This is a genomic window from Cupriavidus sp. 05T42 (genome assembly GCF_056396345.1).
Window position 1 is genome coordinate 35148 of record NZ_JBFTLH010000001.1, and the last position, 22048, is coordinate 57195.

Sequence of the window (22048 nt, forward strand, 5' to 3'; positions counted from 1 at the left end):
CCGTAGCCGGGCGCCCAAGGCACTCAGAACACGAACTCCCGCCGCACGTGGTCCACCACGGTGACCGTGCCGGTGCTGGTCATATGGTGCGAGCCGATCAGCCGCCGGCCGAAGTCCGGGTCGATGCGGCGCACCTCGCGCTCGCGGTACGCCTCGTCGGAGACCGCCAGCACCTCGTTGACGATCAGCCCTTCGCCATAGCGGTCGAAGCCCTGGCGCTGCGCCAGCCGGTAGATGCGCCCGCCGTCCATGATCAGGCCGGCATTGCGCCCGCCGGCCGGGTCAATCCGCACCGGGTTGGCCGCGCAGGGCGTCCAGTCCGTGCCGAGCGGGGACGGCCCCGAGAACAGGTACAGCTCGCTGCAATGGTCCTTCACGTCGGCGGGGTCCATGCTGGTCAGCATCCACCATTTGCCGTCGCGCGGGAACAGCACGGTGTCCGCGGCGGAGACGTTGTCCATCAGCACGGCGGCCAGCTCCCACTTGAGCGGKAATTCGGCGCACCGATAGACGCGGATCTGTCCGGACCCCGAGCATTCGGGGCACATATATAGCGCCCCTTCGTACGAGAACAGGTACGGGAACGACATGTGGTACGGCTCGACGATCACCGCGCCAAGGTCCACCGCGCGATGGCCGACGATTTCCAGCGCCGAGATATGGGCGCGGCCGGTGGCGTAGCGGTAGTCCTCCACGAAGCAGACCACGCGCCCATCGGGCCCGGTCCACAGGAAGGGATCGGCCCAGAAGCGGCCGCGCGGCGCGGTCACCTCCACGGCCTGCCGCAGATCGGCGTTGCGCCAGGAGCCTTGCAGGATCGAGATGCCGAACTTGCGCCGCATGTGCAGCGCGCGCTGGGTGCCCTTGATCGCCGCGCGCTTGAACAGGCGGCCCGCGTAGCCGACGAGGTCGCGCGCACGGGGCCGGGCCAGCCCGGGAACCGGCGCGCCGGCCGGCGAGGGCAGCGTGCMCGTCGTGGCGATGCCCGTCAGCAGCGCGCGCAGGTGCACATCGGCCTTGCGGTACAGGTGGGCCTGGTTTTCGAGGTAGCTCACGCGCGTGCCCACCCGGCCCGCGCGCAGCACGCGGCGCGTGCCGTCGATGCGTTCGATGGCGAAGCCGGTGGCCGGCTCGGCGTGCCGGCATTCGTCGAAGCCGGCGGCTGGCGCCACGCCGCCCCGGCCATAACGCATCCACAGCGTGCCGATGCGCGCGGCAGCCGCAATCCGCGCATCGACCGTGGCGGGGCCGAAGCCGAGCAGCAGGTCCAGCCCGAGGGCGCGTACCTGTTCCACCGCGGCGACGTCGAACTGTATGTGACCGTTGGCGCCGGGCATCGGCGCGGCAATGTCCAGGCGCTCGGGGATCGAGCGCGCGAGGTCGTGGCGGGTCAGGTGGCCGCGATAGGTACCGCGCAGCACCGTGCCTTCGGCCCGCATCAGGCCGCGCAGCGTGGCCGCGAGCAGGCGGTCCCACGGCGAGACGCCGCCCTGCACGGGCCCGTGCACGATCAGATGGGTGATGGCCAGGCCCGGCTGCTTGCGGGCCCAGAGCACGAGCTGGTAGAGGTGATGCAACGCCTGCGGGCTGTCCAGCAGCAGGCCGATGCGTAGCGGGACGACTGCCGCCTGGGCGTCGCCGCCCGGCTTGGCATCGAGGTCGKGCAAGTCAAGCGAGGTGACCGTCATAGCGGGCTCTCCGGTTGGCGCAAGGATCCTTCGGCAGGAATGCGATGCGGCGCGGCGTGATGCCGCGCCGCATCGCCCTGCGGAAATCAGGCTTGCACCAGCGCCGGCAGCAGGCGGTCGTACTCGCGCTTGACGAGCTTGTAGCATTCGCAGGAATGCTTCTCCAGCCCGCAGCGATCCAGCACCGTGATGTGGCCACGGCTATGGTGGATCAGGCCCAGGTCCTCGAGCTTGCCCGCCGCTTCGGTCACGCCCTCGCGGCGCACGCCGAGCATGTTGGCGATGACCTGCTGCGTGATCACCAGTTCGTTGGAGCTCATGCGGTCGATGGCCAGCAGCAGCCAGCGGCACAGTTGCTTGTTGAGCGAATGGTGGCGGTTGCAGGCGGCGGTCTGCGCGATCTGCGTCAGCACGGCCTGCACGTAGAGCAGGGTCACGCGTTGCAGGGCGGGCATGTGGGCCAGTTCGGCACGCAGGGCGCGGGCGGGGATACGGTAGGCGAAGCCGGGGCTGCGCACTTCCACGCGGCTCGGCATGGTGTCGCCGCCGGTGACCACGGGAATGCCGACGAGTCCTTCGTTGCCGACGGCCGCGAATTCCACCGTGGCGCCGTCTTCGAGCAGCGACAGCAGCGAAACCACCGACGTGGTCGGGAAGTACACGTGGACGATGCGCTGGCCCGAGTCGGTCAGCAGCTCACCGGCGCGGAGCCGGACCAGTTCGAAATGCCGCGAAAGCGTTTCCCATTCGTGACGCGGCAACGCGTTGAGCAGGTGATTGACATGCAAGTCTGACCGATGCGTAATCATGGTGATTCTCCTCCCTCTGACCCGGGAGCAGCATCGGTCCTCCACCCCGCATGGCAATCTCCATGCAGGCTGTGACCCGATCTCGCCGCTCCACCCGTTTGCGTTTTCTGGCGATCTCTGGCAGCCCCGTAGCTGCCACCCTCTTTACCCCCGGCACCTCGCGGGCCCCGGTTTTGCTATCTCGTTGTTGACTCTATTAAGGGCCATGCAGATCAGAATCGACAGTAGGCAGACGGTTGGTGCGGCGGTCATGCTTTGGGAGGGAAGGAGGATACAAACGGCGGAGAGGCGGGGATGACGCGGGGATGACGCGCGACGGGCCGGACCCGGCGGATATGCCGCCCTGCCGCGCCGCATATGGCGCAGCGGGCAGGGGTTGAGAGGATGAGATCAGGCGTCGTAGGAGAGCGGGCGCTCGGCGTTCAGGGCGGAGATCTCGCCTGAAGGAATGGCGTCCGACCCGCCCCCTCCCCCTGCCTCATTCATCAGGCGGATACGCCGCGATTCCCCCGGTCCGAGGTGGAACCAGTCCTGCTCCGGGCGGTACGCATGGTCCTCGATGTGCACCCAGCGTGCAAAGCGCTGCGCGCTGACGGTCAGCCACCACACGCCCTCCAACTGTTCCACCTGGGCACTCAACCCTGGCGCGCGCAGCGCGGCGGCGCGGCGGTCCGGCAAATACGCCGCTTGGCTGAGCAACGCGTTGCTGTCCGCGGGGTCGTGCAGGGTGGCCAGGACGACGTCGTGCGCGGGCGGGCCGAAGCGGTAGGCGTAGGTGAAATCGAAAAAGTGATCGATGAGTTCCGCCGCGACGAGCCGGCGCGTCTCGCGCGGGGCCAGCGTGAGCGTTTGCGTGGCGTGGACGGTGGCGATTTCGCCATCGCGCAGGCAGCGGAAGGTCAGTTGCACGGTGCGTGGCGTGGCCGATTCGTTGACCACGTGCACGTGCAGCCCGTTCAGGCCCTCGTCGGTGATCAGCACCTGGAGCGGCTGCCAGACCTGCCGCAGCGCATGCCAGGCCGATTTCGGCCGGCCCCGGGCATCGACGATGCCCCAGCCGGCGCCCGGCAACAGGTCCTGCAGTTGCCAGACCAGCCCGCCCATGCAGGTGGAGCCGGCGCGGCGCCATTCGCTGAAGACGTCGGTCATGATCTCGGCCACCACGGCGCGCGAGAGCGCAAGGTAGCGCGCCGGCTGCTCGTAGCGCAGGCGGGGCGGATCGACCTCGTACAGCGCCCGCAGGTAGAAATCGCGGATGTCCTCGAAATCCCAGGCGGAACCGGCGTCGCGCGGCACGCGCGCCTTCCAGCGCGGGTCGTGCAGCGGCTGCGAGAGCCCCGCCTCGGTCAGCGTGCGCGCGCACGGCACGTTGGCGAAGGCCAGGCACTCGGACGTGAAGCGCACGTTGGCCAGCCGGGCATCGGCCAGCGGGCGCTGGTAGGCGCCCACGCCGTAGTAGTGCGTGATGCCGGTATCGGGCTGGAACGGCCAGGCGCCTTCGCTGGGCGAATTGCGCACATAGACCACATCGGGACGATGCTCGGCCACGAGCGCGGGAATCAGGGTGTCGAACAGCGGCTGGCGCCACGCGCCGCGCGGCGTGCCGAGCATGGCCGCCTGCTGCTCGGCCTCGCTGCCGCCGCAGAGCACGGCGAGGCTGGCATGGGCGCGCGTGCCGGCCAGCCACTGGGCGACCTCGCGCGCGGCGTCGTCCATCAGGGCCGGCGACGCGCTGGTCTCGCTGCCATAGTCGAAATTGGCGAACATGAAGTCCTGCCAGACCATCAGGCCGAGGGCATCGCACTGGCGGTAGAACGCTTCGCCGGGATAGCAGGTCACGCCGCTGACGCGGACCATGTTGGCGCCGGCATCGCGCGCCAGCCGCAGCCAGTTGGCCACGGCGTCGTCGGTGTCGGCCAGGCCCGGCAGGTCGTGGCTGGAGACGCAGGCGCCCCGGCAGAACACGCGCTCGCCGTTCACGCGCAGCGCAAACGCGCCGGGCTCGCCGTCGCGATCTTCGGTGATGGTGCGGAAGCCGGTCTGGCCGCAGGGGATGGCATGGCCACCCACTTCGGCCTGCACGCGATACAGCGCCGGCTCGCCGTGGGTATGGGGCCACCAGCGCCGGGCATCGGGCACGCGCAGGGTGCCGGCCAGCGAATGCGCGCCCACACGGCGCAGTTCGCCCTGCCAGACCCCGCCATCGGCCCCTTCGGCCCGGAAGCTGCCCTGCATCGGCGCCGGGCCGGGAAAGTGGAGTTGCAGTGCCACCACGCCGTCGCGGCCATCGAGATGACCGGCCAGCACGGCGCGCGCGCCATGCACGACGTCCGCGCCTTCGGGGTGCAGCAGTTCGATGTCGCGCCACGGGCCCACCGCGTGCACGGGCGGGCACCAACCGGGCATATGGCCGAGCAGCGTGGTGCGCACCGCGCGCAGCGTGGGCGGCTGGATCATGCGCGGCTTCCAGCGCACCGAGCCGCGCTGCGTGCGCAGCCACGGATGCAGCGCGCGGAAGCAGATATGGAGTACGTTGTCCGCACCCTGGAGTTGCACCGCCACCTGGTGCGCCACGAACATATGGCGCGTGGTGAGCACCTGCACGCCGTTGAGCCAGACTTCGGCCAGCGTCGCCAGCCCGTTGCAGCGGAGCACGCGGCGGCCACTGCCGGCGAAGTGGAGCCGATACCAGTAGTCGTGCTGGTGCAGCGGGGGCGGGGCGGACTCGTCCCACCGGCCGGCGGCGCGCAGCGCGCTGGCCACCGTGCCCGGCACCGGCGCGGGCAGCCAGTGCCCGTCCTCGCCCAGTTCACGGGGATGCGTGGCCGCGCCGGCCAGCGTCTCCAGGAAGGTCCAGTCGCCCTCCAGCCGCGCATCGCCCACGGCCACGCCGGACCACAGGACAGGTTGCAGCGCCGGTTCCGGATCACGCGCAGTCATGAGACGGTCTCCCCGAAATAAGCGGCCAGCGCCGGCACGGTGCCTTCGTACGACAGTTCGAGCTGGTCGAGGCAGTCCTGGCACGGGTCCGGCTTGTGGCTGATGACGGCGCGCATCAGGCGGAACTGCATCACCATCGCCTCGGACGCCATCGTGTAGCAGGCTTCGCAGATGGCGTCTGGCAGCGGCTGGCCGTGTTCCGAGAGCCAGCGCAGGTAGCGCCCCAGCAGCTCGAAGTTCGCGCCAAGCTGCCGCAGCACGCTGGCCGCGTAGACCTGGAAGTTGGGCTCGCCGCGCGCCATCAGCTGCTCCAGGTGCGCGGGAAACGCGCTGCGGAACGCGGTGATCGGGTTCTGGCGGGGCCGGCAGGCCAGGTGGTGACGCAGCAGTTCCAGCGAGGCCGCGACCAGCGCCTCCCCCGCCTGCGCCGGAAAGCGCCGGCGCACGACCTCGGCATGGGGGAACGCGGGCGCCTCCCACTCGGGGGCGATGGTCGCCTGACGGAAGATGGCCGTGTAGTCGTCCCCGCTGGCCGTGTGGTAGCCATCGCCATGATAGAAGCCCACGGCATTGGCCTCCGGTACCAGCACGTCGATGCCGATGGCCGAGCGCGTGTGCTGGCGGCGGTAGGCATTGGGCGGCTGCGGCAGGTAGAAGCCGTCCACTTCGAGCAGCACCACGTTGCCCCGGCAGGTCTGCGCGGCCACGTGGGTCTCGAGCTTGTCGTAGGTGGACAGCTCGTTGGTGTGGATGCCGTACAGGCGCTCAAGATCCCCAGGCGGAAAGCTCGACAGCGTGAACTGGTCGCCCTCGAAATCCTGTGTCACGGCGAACGGCAGGGCCGCCACGGGCTCCAGCTCCCATCCATGCAGCAGCTCGACCCAGAGATCGATATGGCGATTGGCGTGTGCCCACACCGGATTGCCACCATGCAATGCCGGGCCGCCCCGCGGCCGAAGCCTGCCGTCACCGTACATTTACTGGCCTCCGAGCGTTTCCCGTACCGACTGCGGCCAACGGGCCGGATCCAGCCCGTGATGCTTGAGCAGCGCCAAGGTGAGACGCTCGATGCCAAAACCCACGCAGCCGGTGTGCGCCGTGCCGCCATCGGCGGTGCGGATGCCCCACAGCGCGCCGAAGTGGTCCATGTGATAGTTGAAGCTCATGCAGGCGGTGGGCCCCAGCCCGTCGTTCACCGGAATCAGCAACTCGAACTTGAGCTTCAGCTCGCGCTGGCTGTCCGCCACGATCTTGCCGCCGCGCCCGAAGAACGGGTCGTTGGCCACCTCCACCTCCATCGGCAGGCCCAGCGCCTGCACGGCGGCCTGGCCGCGCTCCATCCACAACTGGCGGAACGCGATGATCTGCTCGGGCGAGCCGATGCACACGTATTCGTGCTGGCGGAACAGCTGCATGCGGGTGGGCTCCAGCGACGGCTCGTGCCGGTAGCAGTAGGACATCACGTTGATGATCTTGCCCTCGGGCGGCAGCGGCCCGCGCCGCGCGACGACCGGATACACCGGATAGCAGGCGGCCGGCGTCAGCACCACGCCGGTGGGCTGCTGCTGGTCGGTCCAGTCTTCCTTGTCCTCGAGCCGGGCCAGCAGGCGGCGATGGCCGCGGTCGTCGCCGCAGAAGCTGTGGATGGTGCCGGCGAGCTGCGGAAAGCTCTTCAGGTACTCGCTGGTCTCGAAGTCGTGCTGGCCGATGGCCGGCGGGAAGCGCAGCGTCTCGGCATGGTGATCCGCGCCCAGCCGCATCACCATGCGGTTGAGGCTTTCGGCGATGGCCTCGAAGGTCTCGCTACGGCCATACAGCCCGAGCACGCCGCTGGGAATCAGCAGCCCGGCCTCGGTCAGCTGCTCGAGGAAGGTGGGCGCAGCCGCGCTGCCACCGGCTCCGCCGATGGCCTGCGCGTCTGCCGTTACGGTTTGGGCGTCCATGGAAGCTCCTTGTTTCGACTTCTCTCAGGTCCGGTCGGCCAGCAGCAGGTTGGCCGTGTTGGACAGGATGCGATCGTTGTTGATCATCAGCGGCGCCGACCACAGGTCGCGCAGATGGCGCCCCAGGCTGAACGGCGTGCCGTGCTTGTAGCCGGCCATGCCGCAGACCAGCATGGCCTGCTGCACGACTTCGAGCGCCATGGTGGAGACGGCCGTCTTCAGCCCGTTCATCTCGGCGGCCAGGGTGAAGGACGACACCCCCTGGGCCACATGCCGCGCGCGCTGGTGGGCGAGCGCGAGGTCCAGCCGGGCCTCGATCATCTGGAGCAGGCTCACGGCCTCCGCCACGCGCGGTGCGGACGGCGGCATCGAGCCCGGACGCGCGCGCGCCTGGCCCTGGAAGAAGGTCTTGGCGCGCTGCACGGCATCGCCGGCAATGCCGAGCCAGAGTGCGCTCCAGACGATGTGCGACACCGGCGTCATGGTCTCGTCGGCAATCTGGCCGAACGGCACCGGCAGAATCTGCGCCACGTCGCCCGCCGCTTCGAGGCGGAAGCCGTTGCTGCAGGTGCCGCGCATGCCGAGCGTGTCCCAGGTGTTCAGGCTCTGCAGCGTGTAGTCAGCCTTCAGCGCGCAGACCAGCACCTGGTCGGACGGCGCGGCGTCGGCGCTGCGGCGTGCGGTGATCAGGATGCCGTCCGCGTGCGCGCCGTACGAGATCGTCGGCGCCATCTTGAGCAGGTGGAAGCGCTCGCCCTCGGCGTTGACCGCGCAGCCGCTGTTGCGCAGCGCGCCGCCGATGGCTTCCTCCGAGGTGGCCGAGGCCAGCAGCAGCTGCTCGCCCGCCACGCGGGACAGCAGGCCCTCGTGCCACGGGCTGCCCATGCCGTGCTCGAGCACGCACGCCACCTGGATCTGGTGCATCGCGTAGACCATGCCGGTGGCGGCACAGGCGCCGCCCAGCACGCGGCAGATGGCGGCCACGGTATCGAGCGTGGCGCCGGCGCCGCCGAGGTGCGTCGGGATCATCGCGCCGAGCAGGCCGTGCTCGCGCAGCGTGACGAAGGCTTCATCCGGGAAGCGCGCGTCGCGGTCCACCGCATCGGCATGCGTGGCGGCGACGGCGGCGGCAGCCTGGGCGGCGGCGATCAGGGCGGCGGGGTCCGCCGGTGCGGGATGCGGCGACGCCTGGTCCACCGCGGCGAGAACGGGGTTCATCACGCAGCCTCCTGCAGTTGCGAGGCCGCCGCCGCGAGCGAGTTCACGCTCTTGAAGAGCTGGCGGGTCAGCATGTGATCCGGAATCTCGATGTTGAACGCGTTCTCGATGGCCAGCATCACGTGCACCGTGGCCAGCGACGACAGGCCCGCCTGGTAGAGGTCGGCCTGATCGTCCAGCGTCTCGATGGGGACGTCGAGGCGGGCCACTTCGGCAAGGATCTGTCGGATGGTTTCCTTCATGGCGTATCTCCTGGTCAGAAGGCAGGTGTGGCGGCGGCCGTGGCGGGCGCCTGTTTAGGATCGGTTCCTGCTCACGGTGCCATTGGGCCGCAGCGGGGGCACGGCTTCGGTGCGGTGTCCAACAAACTCCCCGGGGCACGCGCGACAGGTCACATTGCCGCGCCGGGTCAGCCGTCAGTAGGCGTCCCGGCCGGTCCAGCCGTAGACGGCGGTGTGGCCGATGATGCGGAGGTCCAGGACGAAGGACCAATTGCGGATGTAGAAGATGTCGAACTCGGTACGCCGGCGCATTTTCTCCACCGTGTCGGTGCGACCCCGGCAACCGTTGATCTGCGCCCAGCCCGTGATGCCGGGCTTCACGCGGTGGCGCAGCATGTAGCGGTCCACGATCTCCTTGTAGAGCTCGTTGTGCTCGATGGCGTGCGGGCGTGGGCCGACCACGGACATCTCGCCGCGCAGCACGTTCAGGAACTGCGGCAGCTCGTCCAGGCTGGTGCGGCGCAGGAAGGCGCCCACGCGCGTCACGCGGGGGTCGCCGGGCGCGGCCTGCGTCACGCCGGCATCGGTGTGCGCCACCATCGACCGGAACTTGAAGACGTGGAACGGCTGGCCGTCCATGCCGAGCCGCGCCTGCCGGAACAGGACCGGACCCGGCGAGGACAGCCGCACGGCGAGGGCAATGGCGAGCAGCAGCGGCGACAACCCGAGCAGCACGGCCAGCGCGAACACGCGGTCGAAGCTGGCCTTGACCAGGCCGGTCACGCCCGAGTCGGGCGGGCTGTTGAGGTCGATCACGGGCAGGCCCATGAATTCGGAGAAGCGATGGCCGAGCAGCTCGACGGACATGATGTCCGGCACCCAGCGGATATCGACAAGATCGTTGCGGAAGTGGAAGACCACGTCGTAGAGGTCGCGGCAGGCCGCCATCGGCAGCGTCAGCCAGATCTCGCGCACGCGGTGGGCGTGTACGAAGGTGCAGACCTGATCGAGCGAGCGCAGCGGGGCCACGCCTTCGGGGAGGTCGTCGGTGCCGGCTTCGTCGTAGATGCCCACCACCTCGTAGCCGGCGCCCGGAATCTGCGCCACGCGGCGGAACATGTCGTGCCCGAGCGGCCCGTAGCCGAGGATCACCACGCGCTTGGCGTTGATGCCCTGCTGGCGCACGCTGCTCAGGGTGCCATAGAGCACCACGCGCGAACTCACCAGCCCGACCGCCGACCACGCCACCCAGAGCACCGACCACAGCCGCGACACGCCAGCCACCTGGTGCAGCAGGAAGGCGGACACCAGCGCCAGCAGGCAGACCACGCTCCAGGCCGCCAGCACGCGCACGGCCAGCCCGGCCTTGCTGCGTCCGCGCCAGGACCCGTACAGGCCGCAGGCGGGAAAGATCAGCAGCGCGCCCAGCGCGCAGAAGGCGGTCAGGAAGCCATGGACCGGCGCGGCGCCGCGCAGGCCTTCGGGGAAGACCAGTTCGCCGATGGCAAAGCCGGTGGCGCCGATGACGAGGGCGTCGGTCGCGCGATACAGGTACTGGAAGGTTCCCTGTCGCCCAGCGACGAAGGCGCGCACTGCTGACATGTTGGTTCTCCTGCCGGGGCGGAGCGGGCCACCCTGTCAGGTATCGTCGTGCTGCCGGGCGGGCGGGTCTGTTTGGTGGCGCACACAGCGCGCGGCGTCGCCGGTCAGCGCGGCAGCGTGTCCCTGTCGCGCTTCATGCCTGCCGTGCCCACCCAGCCCATCGTGCCATTCGCCGCGCCGGTAGGGCTCCTCCCGCCCGGCGAGATGGCTGGCGATGCGCTCGAGCATGCCATGCGTCGGCAGGCTCACCGACKGATGCGGCGCCGCCAGCGCCAGCAGCAGCACGACGCCCGCCACCACGCGCGGCGCGGCGCGCAGCGGCCGGGCGGACCAGACCAGGAAGCTGGCGCTCGCGCCGAAGCCCAGCGCCAGCCCGGCTACGATCTCGGCCGGCGAATGTACCTCCAGCGCCAGCCGCGACACGCCCACCACGATGGCAACCGCCACGCTCACTGCCACGGCCACCACCGCCATCACGCGATGGCGCTCCGGCACCAGCAGCCGCGCCAGCACCGGCAGCACGGCGGCGGCCATCGTGCTGTGCCCGGAGATGCCGGTGAAGTCGAAGGCGCGGCTGCCGATGCCCCAGCCCATGAAGGCCAGCTTGCTGGCCACGACCAGCGCCACGGCGCCGCCGAACGTGAGTGCCCAGCGCATGGCGTTGTCGCGGTCGTGCGGGGCGCGGCCCGACTGCAGCCACGCGAACACGACGAGCGCGCAGGGCATGAGCAGTGCGCTTTCGCCAACGCGGGAGACAAGGGGCCAGACAGACATGGTGCGGCAGCTCACAGAAAAGGATGACGGGGTTAGGCCGGCTGACGGAGGTTCGCACCGTCGCGCCCGCAGTGTGCGACGCAATGTTCAGCCGCCTCAACCAGCCAGAAGGTGGAGACGGTGCCGCGCGGCGTGCCGCCGGCGGGCGCGCGCCCGGCGCGGGGCATGCGTTTGCGCGGGAAGGTGGAGGCCCGGTGACCGGGGCGTGCGCCCCATGCGGCGCGTGATGCTTCTGGCCAATACGCCCGTTGCCGGCGTTTGGCTATCGTCACATGAATGGCGCACGTCCAGGACGGCGCCATTTCAAAGCCCGCATGGTCCCCCGGTCGGCGGGCTTCTTTTTTGGCGCGACGCCTCGTCGTCGTCCGCCGCGATCATCGCGCGCGCGGTGGCCATGTGCCGGGTGGCCTCCCGCTCGCCGAACTCGCACGCGGCGAGGACGGCGGCCGCCTCGGTGGCGAAGCACCGGCCGTGCAGCTCGCCCCGAAACAACAACGGCCCGCCTCCTGCGATGGCGAGCCGAATCTCGAAACAACATGCCCACTTGCCCCGGCCCTCGCGCACGGCAAAGCCATGCACGACCAGGATATTGACTCCGTGTTCCATACGACCCCCTGCGTCGCCACGGCGGCCGGCCTCTCAAAGGCACCGGCTTCAGACCGTGGACTTCTCGCAAGCATAGGTCGCGCGACGCGGCCGCGCCTTCATCCGGTTGCCGTAGTGCCGTCAGCGGAGTGGGGGTGGGGGTAGAGGTGGGAGACGGGCGCGGTGCCGGCATGGCGCGGGTGGGCGCGCAGCAGCGCCAGGGCCGCGCGCGGGAAGCACTGGCCGCCGGCCCAGACCAGCGCGGCGGCGGCACAGACCAGTTCGATCGGGGCGGGCACGGCCAGGCAGCCGCTGGCGCCGATCTGCGCGGCGTAGACCATCAGCGCGGCATCGAGCGAATCGGACAACACGAGCCAGCGATGCGGGGCCAGCCGCTCGCGCACGCGGTCCAGCAGCGCGCGGGGGTCGCCCTCCACGCCGCTGCAGTCGACGATGGCCATGTCCACCGGGGCGTCCGGCACGGTCTCGGAGGCGTCCGGATTGTCGATGGAGGCGGCGCGCGCCTCCGGGTCCGGGGTATCGAGCAGCCAGTCAGGCGCGTGCCATCGCACGGGCATGGAGATGTCCTGCCCCTCCATGCGTCTGGCGAGGATGCGGCACATCATTTCGTTGCTGGCGATCAGGTAGGTCGTCATCGACAGAGATCGGGCATGTTGGACGTCTGCGCGGCGCGGCATGGGTCACCGCTGGCGCGACGGTTATCGGACGTCGGTTCACTGAACGCGTGCCGATTGGGCACACGCACGACCTACCCGCGCGGCAGGCGCAGCCGGGAAGGCACAGATGGCAGGCTGGGGATGGATGACGGTGGCGGCGTGCGTCGGGTGACGCCGTCCGCAATGGGTCTGCAAATCGGCCTGCAATAAAGCTAGCAACCGCAGCCGGTCACCGCCTCATGCTTTCGGATGAGGGCGGGCCGGCAGAAGGGGGACGCGAGCGGATGGCTGCGCGACCGCGCTCAGGCGGCCTCACAGGCCTCCCGGGACTGCAGGACGGCGGACGGGCGGATCGAGGCCGGCGCGGTGACCGTCGGCCCTTGCCAGTTCAGCGTGGCGCCGCGCTGGAGCGCGACGTAGACCGCCTCGCCCTTGTTGCGCACGTGCAGCCGCTGATAAAGCGTGCATGCATGGGTCTTCGCCGTGGCCACCGAGATATTGAGCAGCCGGCTGACGGTCTTGATCGGATAGCCGCGCGCGAGCAGGGCCAGCACTTCGTACTGTCGCTCGGTGATATTGAGCAGATGGGCGCCTGCCGTCGGGGTTTCCAGCGGCGTGGCGTGCGACTGCGGGCCGTGGCTCGGCACACCGTGCAGCGGCACGACGATCGGCGCGGCGGCATGGCGGCTGTCGCGGCCGTCGGCGTAGGCTGCCGGCACCGGCACCGGCGCGGCGTGGGCATGCTCGCCGCCCAGTTGGGCGTACGGATGGGCAGCCGGCTCGGCGCCACGCATGACCGGGAGCTGCGACGGGAAGCATTCGCCCCCGGCCAGCACCAGGCGGATGGCGGCTTCGAGCGCCTCGGCGGAGCAGGCTTTCGCCAGCAGGCCGCGCACGGTCTCGGGCAGGCCGAATTCGGGCAGCGGCGCCGGCACGTGTTCGGCCAGCACCAGCACGCGTTGCGGCTCCAGCCGCTGGCACAGGCCGGCGAGGCCAAGCCAGCCGGCTTCCGCATCGGCGGGCAGGCCATAGATCAGCAGATCGGCGTGGTGCGTCCAGGGATCCGGTTCATGCAGGGACTGGGGGTCGATATCGACGAGATCGCCGGGAACATGCGCCTGTGCCAACAGGTGGCGCAGCCCAAGGCGGAGCAAAGGATGTGGCTCGAGCAACAGGATGGTGGCCATGGCCGCTCACTTCTTATTGGCGCGCGCGGATGCCGCGTACAATCCACTGCGCGCTGATTGGACATGCTCCGCTTTTGGCACGGCTGCACGCCCATACGATAGGTATCGCCTCCTGAGCCTCGCAGCGTTTCCCGTCCTGGCTCGCTGCTGTCCTGCCCGGCCCTCCCTCGGAGGATGCCTACCGCCCCGTTTCGCGTATGACACGCGTTAGATGCTTCGCAACTCAGATTCAAATTAAATTGAATTCTGGTGTTCAGCATAGGAAGCACGCGGAGTGATTGCAAGCGAATGCTGCATTGCGGGGGTTTTCCCGTGTTGGGTTTTTGCCTAGGCTGCTTGCGGCACAAAATGCCTCATTCAGCACTTTTACAGCGGGTGTTTGCCATACATCACATGTATGACACCCGCGCTCACCACGTATATTTCGCCCCGATCCGGGCCGCATACTGGTGGAAACTTTGCGCCCCCCAGGCGCCCGACACGTTGGCCCAGCCGGTCCAGCGCGTCGAGATCGACAGGTTGAGCCCCAGCTTCAATTCATAGCGATTCGACGGATACAGCGTGCCGAGCGGCACCTCGTTGAAGCGGACGCTGCTGTCCGTGCTGGTATGCCACCAGTTCACAGTCACGTACGGCTGCCACTTGCGCGCGTCCGCACGGACATAGGTGCGATGCAGCCGGACGCCGAGCCGCGTGATGAGGCCGGTGGAGTCGGCACCCGCGATACGCGTGCCGTTGGGCTCGGTAATGTCGTGTTCGCGGTAGTCGACGTAGATCAGCTGCCCCTGCGGCTCGATCACCCAGTCGTGGCGCAACGGCACGGCGTAGCCCAGTTCGCCCGAGACCGCCCAGCCCTGCGCGTGGTACTTCACGGTGGGCAGGGTGTCGCCTTCGACCTTGTTGTCGAACCAGCCGTACTGGAACCACGTATCTATATAGGTACCGAGCTTGCGTTCGTCGTTCTGGTACCAGGTGCCGTACGCGCCCACGCTGAAGCCCTCCACCTTGCCGCTGGCGGACGCCGGGTTGCCGGCCGCCTTCGCGTCGCTGCTGGCATAGCCGTAGCTGCCCATCAGCCCCAGATGCAGGCGGTCTTCCTCACTCGCCACCTTCCATTTGGCGAGTTCCGCGCCCCCGTGCAGCAGGAAGCTGTCGGTATCGACCTTGAAATTGCCGTCCTGGCTGCGGCTGCCCTCCCATTTGCCGACCACGCGCAGCCATCCCGAGCGCGGCTTGTCCTCGGCCTTGTCGAACGGCTGGCCTTCCACGTACTGCGGCTCGCCCAGGCGGTCGTGCAGGCTGTGCACGAACATCTGCCCGGCCAGGCGCTGGTTGGCGAGATAGGCGGCCACCTCGGGGCGGAACAGCGCCTGCCCTGGCGTGGGCGGCCCCGGCGGGGGCGGATCGGGTGACGGATCGCGCTCGGAGCGCAGGTACCAGGCATCGGCCTGACTGCCGTCCAGGCTGCCCCGGTACAGGCGGTACTCATAGGGGCCGGCCACGGCGCGGCGGGCCAGCGCGAAGCTGCCGGGAGCGGTGGTGCCGCCGTTGACGGCATCGACGACCAGGATGCCATCGCGCTGCGTGATCGCGCCGGTGCCGCCGGCGTTGGTGATCGTCAGCCCGGTGGTGCCGGACGCGGTGCCGGTGTCGATGACGAGCCTGTCCGACGGTGCGTTGTCGCCGGCCAGCACCGTGTTCAGGCCGATGCCGCCCGCGGCGCCCGTGTAGGTGTTCACCGTCAGCGTCTTGAACGTGCCCGCCGACGGCGGCGTGAACAGGATCTGGCTCGCGGCGTTGGTGAGCGTGGTCAGCGTCGAGTTGCCGGTGAGGTGCCACGTGGTCTGGTCGCGCAGGGTGACGATGGACGTGGTGCCCGGTAGCGTGGTCGCCGCCCCGGTCAGCGTTGAGGCCGAGACATCGACGGTGGCGACATCGCCCACGGCCAGGGGCTTTTTGATCGCTGGCAGGGGGGCTGCGAGCGGCGCGACCGAATCGGACGGCGGGGTTGAGGGATCGTCGACGGACGGCAGCGGCTCCGGCCGGGCGATGGGGGCCTCGGGCGGCGGCAGCGTCGGAAAGTCCCCGATCGAGCCGACGCGGAGCCACTCGACGCCCGAAACCGTCGAGCCGGCCAACGTCACGGTGCCCGGCCCGGCCACGGCGATGGCCGGGCCGCTCCGGCTGGTCAGCGCGGAGGCGGTGAAGTCCGCGCCGGTGGGCACCTGCGCGGTGAACGTGTCGTTGTAGCCGGCCACGTAGAGCGCGGCGGCGTCCGCGTTGCTGGCGGTCACGGTCGCCCGGTTGCCGCTGACCTGGCCGGCGTCCAGCGCCACGGCGCCGTGCGCGCCCACGCCACTGGTGCTCACGGTGGCGTTATCGATCAGGACGAGGCTCAGCGCGTTGCGCGCAAAGGCGCCATGCGCGGCGGCCCCTTCGGTCGTCACGCTGGACCCGGACAGCGCCTCGACCCGGCCTTTCGACACGGCGCGCAGCCCCATCGCGCCCGTGCCGTGCGTGATGACGGTGGTGCCATTCGTCAGGGAGACCCGCGCGGGCACGTCGAGCACGGTACGCGCCTGCGCCAGCGCGCCGTGGGCGATCTCGCCCATCGTCTCGATGTGGGACGCCGTGGCTACCACCGTTGCCACGTTGGGCTTGAGCGGGTCCACCCCCGCGTAGACGGCGATGCCGTTGCGGCCGTCGGTGAGTACTGAGGTCTGGTTGATCTCGATCGTGCCGCCATCGTCGGCGGCCACGCCAATCGCCTCGTCGCCCCGGTTGTGGATGGCGAGGCCATTGGTCACGAGCCGCGCATTGGGCAAGGCGGCCGTGACGCCCTTCACGCGCTGGGCGCGGGCCGTGGTGCCGAAGGTATCGACCGTGCCGCCGTTGATCGTCGCCAGGCCGTCCTGGGTGATAGCGATGCCGGGTGCGTTGGCGCTGCCCGTGGAGACGATCGCCACGCCCTCGGTGGTCAGGGTCGAGCCCACGCCGCCGACATTCACCGTGGGCACCTGCCCGCCACTGCTGAGGGTGCCGCGCGTGATCGACATGCGCGAGCCGGACCCCAGCGCGATGGCGGCACTGCCCGCGCTATCGACCGAGACGTCGGTCAGCATGGCGTCGCTGTTGCCAGTGACCGACACGCCGCGATAGGTTGGCGCGCTGACCGTGCTGTTCGTCAGGGTCGCAATGCCGCCCAGGTCGACCGCGACCCCGGCGGAATTGTTGCCGCTGGCACGGATCGTAGCCTGGTCGATGGTGGCCGAGGAGCCGGTGCCCGACACGAACACGCCGTGCGCCATCGTCGCCGGCCCGCCGGTGAGCAGGTTGCCGCTGCCGCCAATGGCAATGCGACCGCCCGAGACCGCGGCGGCGGCGGCCACGGGGCCGCTCGCGGCATTGCCAGTGCCGGTGGCCGTGAGCGTGCTGCTGGACAGCTCGATGGCGCCGCCCAGTTCGGCGCGCGCGGCATTCGAGAAGTTGGACGCCACCGCGACGGTGTTGCCGGAACCGGTGATCAGGCTGCCCGCGCCGGTGGCCACAAGCCCATGGTTGAAATTGCGCCCGCTGCCGGCGGCGCCCACGGTCAGGTTCGATTGGGTCAGCGTCACGGACCCGCCGCCTTCGGCCCGTACGCCCTGCATCGACACCGAGTTGGCCGGCGCCAGGTTGAGCCGGACGTTATCGGCCACTACGCGGGAGCCCGCGCCAACGGCCTTGAGCCCAACCTGGCTGGCCGCCGCCGCACCGTTGGAGGTGGTATTGATGGCGCCGCCCGTCAGCGAGACCCGGGCCCCGCTCAAGGCGTTGACGCCGTTCGCATTGGCCACGCCGAGGCTCAGCGTGACGCCGGACGCCGTCACATCCGCACCGGCGCCGGTGCCGGTGATCGCCACCGGCGCCGCTGCCGTGGTGCCGATGGCCGAAGCGCTGACCGTGCAGGCTGTGGTGGCGGATACCTGCCCCGTGCCGATGGTCGGGCAGGCCGCCTGCCCGTGCGCGGCGGGAGACAGACTCGCCAGAACGACGCCGCCCACGGCGCCCACGCCGACGCCGGCCTTTCTCCGCCTGCTGACCATGGGTCGCCTCCCTTCGCCCGCTTGGTCTTAACACTGACCAGCGAGGTTTCCTCATTCTGGAGACTGGGCTGAAGAACGGAAGTCGAATGTTTGGCGGTCTGTTTTAAGCGTTTCAGCGAAACCGGCAGACGGTGAGCCCAGGGGGCCATCCCGGGCAAATCCCTTGGCTTCCCATCGAAAATAATTTACATTGCACTTTGATATTCAAAAGTGCCTGGTACGGATTGGCACTCCGCTAAAGTTGTTATAACTCAATCACTTACCACCCCTTCTTCATGAGCACGGATCCCGACACGCTCGCCGCTACCAAGCTCACTCGAACCGAATTTGCAGTGGTCCGGGCGTATGCCCAGGGCATGCGGCCGGTGGACATCGCCAATCGCTACCTGCTCGATCCGGACGATGACGATGTGCTGACCGAGCATCAGGCGGTACAGCGCATCCTGACGCTGCGCGACCGGCTGGTGCAGTTCGCGCTCCAGCACGACCGGCCCGATATCGCGGCCATGTTCGAGGCGCTGCGCGGGCGGTCTGACGCCGGGATGACGCGCCGGGTGGACGCGTTGTCGTCCATCGAGCGGCTCGGCCAGGGCCGGCCGCTGCCGGGGCATCAGGTATCGCTGTGGTTCCGCCCCAGCCTCGCCCGCCGGCTGGCGACGGGGGGCGTGCGCACCATCGCCGATTTGACTGATCTGGCGAACCAGCGCGGCAGTAGTTGGTGGCGTGCCGTGCCACGCATCGGCCAGCAATCCGCCGAAGTCATCACACGATGGTTGGGTCAGCAGCAGTCGGTGATCGCGACGGCGGTGCGGCCATATGTGCTTTCTCCGTCACAACACCGAAGCAGACCCGCACTGGTCCCGGAGCGGCTGGGGCCGGCGATGCGCGAACCCGTTCCGCTCGAACACATGCTGGCGCCATCGTCTGGCGACCCCGGCGCGGCGGTGCTCGGGGATGACCTGCGGTTCATTCGGGACTGGGTAGCCCGCCACAGCGGCTCCCCGCATACGGCCGGGAGCTATCGACGGGAGGCGGAGCGGCTGCTGCTCTGGGTCGCCCAGCAGCGTGGTTCGGTCCGGGGGCTGGAGACGGATGATCTCGTGCGCTACCGCAGCTTTCTGGCGGATCCCCAGCCGGCGGCCTTCTGGTGCGGCCCGGCGGGCGCCCGAGACCGGGCGCACTGGCGGCCGTTCGAGGGACCACTCGGCGCGAGCTCGATCGAGGCTTCCCTGCGTGTGGTTCGCGCCCTGCTCCGGGCGATGGTGCGGGCGGGGGTGCGGCAAGGCGGTGCGGCTGTACCGGCCGGGGGCGTACCCGTTGCTGCGTCGGAATCTATCGAAACGAATCGCTCGAATTTGCTTCCGCCCGGTGTTGTCGATGACTTCCTGGCATGGCTCGGGGCGGTGGAGGCCTCCCCCAGACACCGGGCCGCACGGGCGACGGCGCTGCTGGTGCATCGGCACGGGGTGCGGATTTCGGCACTGCCGGCGATGCGGCTGGGGGATGTCCGGCTCGCCGGACGCGGCGCGCGGCTGCTGCCCGGGGCCCGAAATGAATCCGAAGATTCAGGTTTGCTGCTTGATGAAGACGTCTGGATGGCGCTGCGCGCGCACTGGGCCGATCGCGGGATTCAGGTGGAGGCCGGCTGGAACGCCGACGCCGCCCTGCTCGCACCAAGCGAATTTCCCGCCACGGCGCGGGGTCGCGCCAAGCAGGCGCAGGTCGGTGCGGGCTACGCCGCGAGTGGTTTGGACCAGTTGCTACGGGGTACCTGGAAGCGCTTCGCGGCGGGGCGAGAACTGGCCGAAATTGGGTTCACGCCGCGCCTCCTGGCGCTCGCCGGGCGTCCGTTGCCGGACGGCCCAAAATGACCCCGAGCGTACCTTTTGCTGCGATCCAAATGTTCGATGAAACAATGAGTTAGCGAACGCGACTGCAAAGAACTCAGAGTAGCGTTTTATCCAATCCGAAGCGCGCCTTAAGGACCTCGAGCAGGTCCTCCCGGGCATTGCGGTCGGACAGCTGAACATCGAGCATTACCCGGCCCGAATCCCACTCCTTGATCGTGCCGAGAAGCTGCCCCGACTCGGTCCGGATCTTGTACTGCCGGCTGATCTCCTTGACCTTGCGCGACTTCCCTTCCTGCGCATGTTTACGGATCGCCTCGACCTCGCGGCTGGACAGGCCGTCGTTCATGATGCGCGTCGCCAGATCACGCGTGCGGTCTTCGCCGGCGATCTTGCAGAACAGCGTCAGCTCGTAACCGGCGGCAATCCCGATGGCGCTCGGTCGCTCACGCATCACGCCGAGCACCGAGTCCGGCAGCTTCAGCAGCGCCAGGGTCTTGTTAACCGTGCCCGCCGACATCCCGGTCAGCTCGCAGATCTCCTCCTCCTTCTGGACCTTGCCTTCGTCCAGCAACTGCCGCCAGGCAATCGCGTTGTCGAGTGCGGACTGGTCCGAGCGCTGCTCGTTGAGCAGGAACGAGAGTCGGTAGAAATCGAGGTCGCTGAGGTCGCTCTCGATAAAGCATTCCATCTCGAGCTTGCCGGCCGAGGCCAGGGCGCGCTTGCGATAGTGACCATCGATGAGGATGTAGTGCCCGGGGCGCACCGGGTCCGGCGCCGCCAGACCGGGCGTTTTCTGCCCATGCGTAGCGATCGACGCAGCACGTTCCTGGACCACTGCGGGATCATAAATTCGACGCGCATTGAAAGGATTGTCGTGCAGTTGCGCAATGGGGATCTTGATCAGCGTACGACCCGTTTCAGTCGGCTCCGCACTTTCAGCGCTGAAAGTTTGGATTTCGGCAACTACCGGACGCTCGGGACGCTGGGTCTGGAGCAGGCCATTCGGGTGCTGGGAGATCGCCGCTTCCGCCCTGGCGAAGCGATCCATCGTGTMGTTGCGGGTTTTCTCCGCCGCCATGCCGGCCAGCATGCCGGCCTTCAGGCTTTTCAGTTTCGTTGCCATGGGAATTACTCGATCAGGGACAGGATTTCGTCGACCATCATGTCGACCTCCTGCACGGCCTCGCGGGCGCCCGGCACACCGTGCACGGTGCAGCCAATGGCCTGGCATTCCCGGAACGCCGAACGGGAGCCGATCAGGGCGTTCAGCAGCGGCACATCACCGTCATCCCCCAGGATCTCGATGGCCTGGCGGGCAATCGAGACGCGTCGCTGGACCATATTGGCCATCACGCGTATCTGCAGGGTCTCATTCTGGACCTGTGCATGCTGCGCAAGCGTCTTCGCTGCGACGGCCGCCCACAGGTCAGGCGGCGACGGGACAACCGGAATGATCGCGAGGTCGGAAATCAGGAGCGCGCTCGACGGCGCGGCCGAATGCACGGCGGGCGGGCAGTCGACAAGGATGTAGTCGTAGTCGTGGATGAATTTGCGGACTTCGCGGTGCATCGCGCCGCCGGACGGCGCCAGGCCGATCACGGAAGCGGGAAATGGGCGTTCGTCGGTCGCCTGTGCGGCCCATCGCGTGGCGGTGCCCTGCTCATCCATATCGACAAGCATGGAACGGGCGCCGCGCAGGCCCAGCGTGCCAGCCAGGTGCATGCTTACCGTGGTCTTGCCACAGCCGCCTTTCTGGTTGAACACGGTAATGATTTTTGCTGCCACACTGGCCTCACTTTCAGCGCTGAAAGCGCACATGACGAGTTCTCTACAGGCGGAACTGTAGCCAAATCGGCAGTGCGCTACAACCCATTTTTCATTATTCAAATTTTATGTCTCGTAGCGTGATACCTCCACGCCACGGTGAAAGGGTAAACACCGCCTACCTCAAATTTGCGGAGATTTCCTCTTGAAAAGAGGCAGAGAATCCGCCTAAAGTAAAGATAGTGCGCATTACCCCGCACATGACACAGCAGAACAAACTGGTTATGATGCGCGCTACAGTCGAGTCAAGTCGTGTCAACCTCGTTGGCTTCCGTTCGGTATCTACGAGACCTCAACGTGCTTGAACGGTTGTTTGCGTTGTGTACAAGAACTTGCTTCGAAAGGAAATTCCTATGGCAACCGGTACGGTCAAGTGGTTTAACGAGACCAAGGGCTTCGGCTTCATTACCCCGGACGACGGTGGTGCAGATCTGTTCGCGCACTTCTCGGAAATCCAGGGCTCGGGTTTCAAGACCCTGAAGGATGGTCAGCGTGTGACGTTTGAAGTGAAGCAGGGCCCCAAGGGTCTGCAGGCATCGGCGATCAAGCCCGCCTGACCCTGTCTCACTGAACGTCCTGCCATGCGCGCAAGCGCGTGACGGGTAAAAGAAAAAGGCAAGCGCTCGTCGCTTGCCTTTTTCGTTC

General features: G+C 68.5%; 17 protein-coding genes. 2 read left to right on the forward strand and 15 right to left on the reverse strand.

Annotation, left to right across the window (positions count from 1 at the left end; all coding sequences use genetic code 11):
• Positions 1-23 precede the first annotated feature (23 nt).
• From AC1EJR_RS00150 to AC1EJR_RS00210, 13 genes are all read right to left on the reverse strand, one after another.
• Positions 24-1688 carry a glucosamine inositolphosphorylceramide transferase family protein gene (locus AC1EJR_RS00150; protein WP_477146775.1) on the reverse strand — a complete coding sequence of 555 codons (1665 nt, stop codon included), beginning with the start codon at positions 1686-1688 and terminating at the stop codon, positions 24-26.
• 86 nt (positions 1689-1774) lie between these two features.
• Positions 1775-2497 (reverse strand): Crp/Fnr family transcriptional regulator, encoded by a 723-nt coding sequence (locus AC1EJR_RS00155; protein ID WP_092294220.1) that lies wholly within the window; start codon positions 2495-2497, stop codon positions 1775-1777.
• 390 nt (positions 2498-2887) lie between these two features.
• Positions 2888-5437: a glycoside hydrolase family 2 protein gene (locus AC1EJR_RS00160; RefSeq protein ID WP_477113107.1), complete on the reverse strand. Its 2550-nt coding sequence runs from the start codon at positions 5435-5437 to the stop codon at positions 2888-2890.
• Entirely contained in the window at positions 5434-6414 is a 981-nt protein-coding gene (locus tag AC1EJR_RS00165; protein ID WP_092294214.1) for a DUF1839 family protein, read from the reverse strand. The genes AC1EJR_RS00160 and AC1EJR_RS00165 overlap by 4 nt, the downstream gene beginning before the upstream one ends.
• Entirely contained in the window at positions 6415-7380 is a 966-nt protein-coding gene (locus AC1EJR_RS00170) for an amino acid--[acyl-carrier-protein] ligase (protein ID WP_092294212.1), read from the reverse strand. It lies immediately after the preceding gene.
• Positions 7381-7404: 24 nt separating this feature from the next.
• Positions 7405-8598 (reverse strand): acyl-CoA dehydrogenase family protein, encoded by a 1194-nt coding sequence (locus AC1EJR_RS00175; protein ID WP_441591187.1) that lies wholly within the window; start codon positions 8596-8598, stop codon positions 7405-7407.
• Positions 8598-8840 (reverse strand): acyl carrier protein, encoded by a 243-nt coding sequence (locus AC1EJR_RS00180; protein WP_092294208.1) that lies wholly within the window; start codon positions 8838-8840, stop codon positions 8598-8600. The genes AC1EJR_RS00175 and AC1EJR_RS00180 overlap by 1 nt, the downstream gene beginning before the upstream one ends.
• Positions 8841-9014: 174 nt before the next feature.
• On the reverse strand, positions 9015-10421 hold the full coding sequence (locus AC1EJR_RS00185; RefSeq protein WP_092294206.1) for an undecaprenyl-phosphate glucose phosphotransferase: 1407 nt from the start codon (positions 10419-10421) through the stop codon (positions 9015-9017).
• A gap of 36 nt (positions 10422-10457) precedes the next feature.
• Positions 10458-11147, reverse strand: coding sequence for a phosphatase PAP2 family protein (locus tag AC1EJR_RS00190; RefSeq protein WP_477146776.1), 690 nt, complete (start codon positions 11145-11147; stop codon positions 10458-10460).
• A 351-nt stretch (positions 11148-11498) separates the two neighbouring features.
• Positions 11499-11801 carry a hypothetical protein gene (locus tag AC1EJR_RS00195; RefSeq protein WP_255370794.1) on the reverse strand — a complete coding sequence of 101 codons (303 nt, stop codon included), beginning with the start codon at positions 11799-11801 and terminating at the stop codon, positions 11499-11501.
• Positions 11802-11899: 98 nt separating this feature from the next.
• On the reverse strand, positions 11900-12436 hold the full coding sequence (locus AC1EJR_RS00200; RefSeq protein ID WP_441591188.1) for a DNA-binding response regulator: 537 nt from the start codon (positions 12434-12436) through the stop codon (positions 11900-11902).
• 323 nt (positions 12437-12759) lie between these two features.
• Positions 12760-13644 (reverse strand): helix-turn-helix transcriptional regulator, encoded by an 885-nt coding sequence (locus AC1EJR_RS00205; protein ID WP_441591189.1) that lies wholly within the window; start codon positions 13642-13644, stop codon positions 12760-12762.
• Between the two features lie 410 nt (positions 13645-14054).
• Positions 14055-17729, reverse strand: coding sequence for an autotransporter outer membrane beta-barrel domain-containing protein (locus AC1EJR_RS00210; protein ID WP_477146777.1), 3675 nt, complete (start codon positions 17727-17729; stop codon positions 14055-14057).
• Positions 17730-18004: 275 nt separating this feature from the next.
• On the opposite strand from AC1EJR_RS00210, the gene AC1EJR_RS00215 reads away from it, so the two are divergent.
• Entirely contained in the window at positions 18005-19600 is a 1596-nt protein-coding gene (locus AC1EJR_RS00215) for a phage integrase family protein (RefSeq protein ID WP_477113109.1), read from the forward strand.
• Positions 19601-19673: 73 nt separating this feature from the next.
• On the opposite strand, the gene AC1EJR_RS00220 is transcribed toward AC1EJR_RS00215, so the two are convergent.
• Positions 19674-20702, reverse strand: coding sequence for a ParB/RepB/Spo0J family partition protein (locus AC1EJR_RS00220; protein ID WP_477146778.1), 1029 nt, complete (start codon positions 20700-20702; stop codon positions 19674-19676).
• 5 nt (positions 20703-20707) lie between these two features.
• Positions 20708-21364, reverse strand: a complete 657-nt coding sequence (locus AC1EJR_RS00225) for an AAA family ATPase (protein WP_092294390.1) — start codon at positions 21362-21364, stop codon at positions 20708-20710.
• A gap of 392 nt (positions 21365-21756) precedes the next feature.
• On the opposite strand from AC1EJR_RS00225, the gene AC1EJR_RS00230 reads away from it, so the two are divergent.
• Positions 21757-21960 (forward strand): cold-shock protein, encoded by a 204-nt coding sequence (locus AC1EJR_RS00230; protein WP_006159056.1) that lies wholly within the window; start codon positions 21757-21759, stop codon positions 21958-21960.
• The last annotated feature ends 88 nt before the right edge of the window (positions 21961-22048 follow it).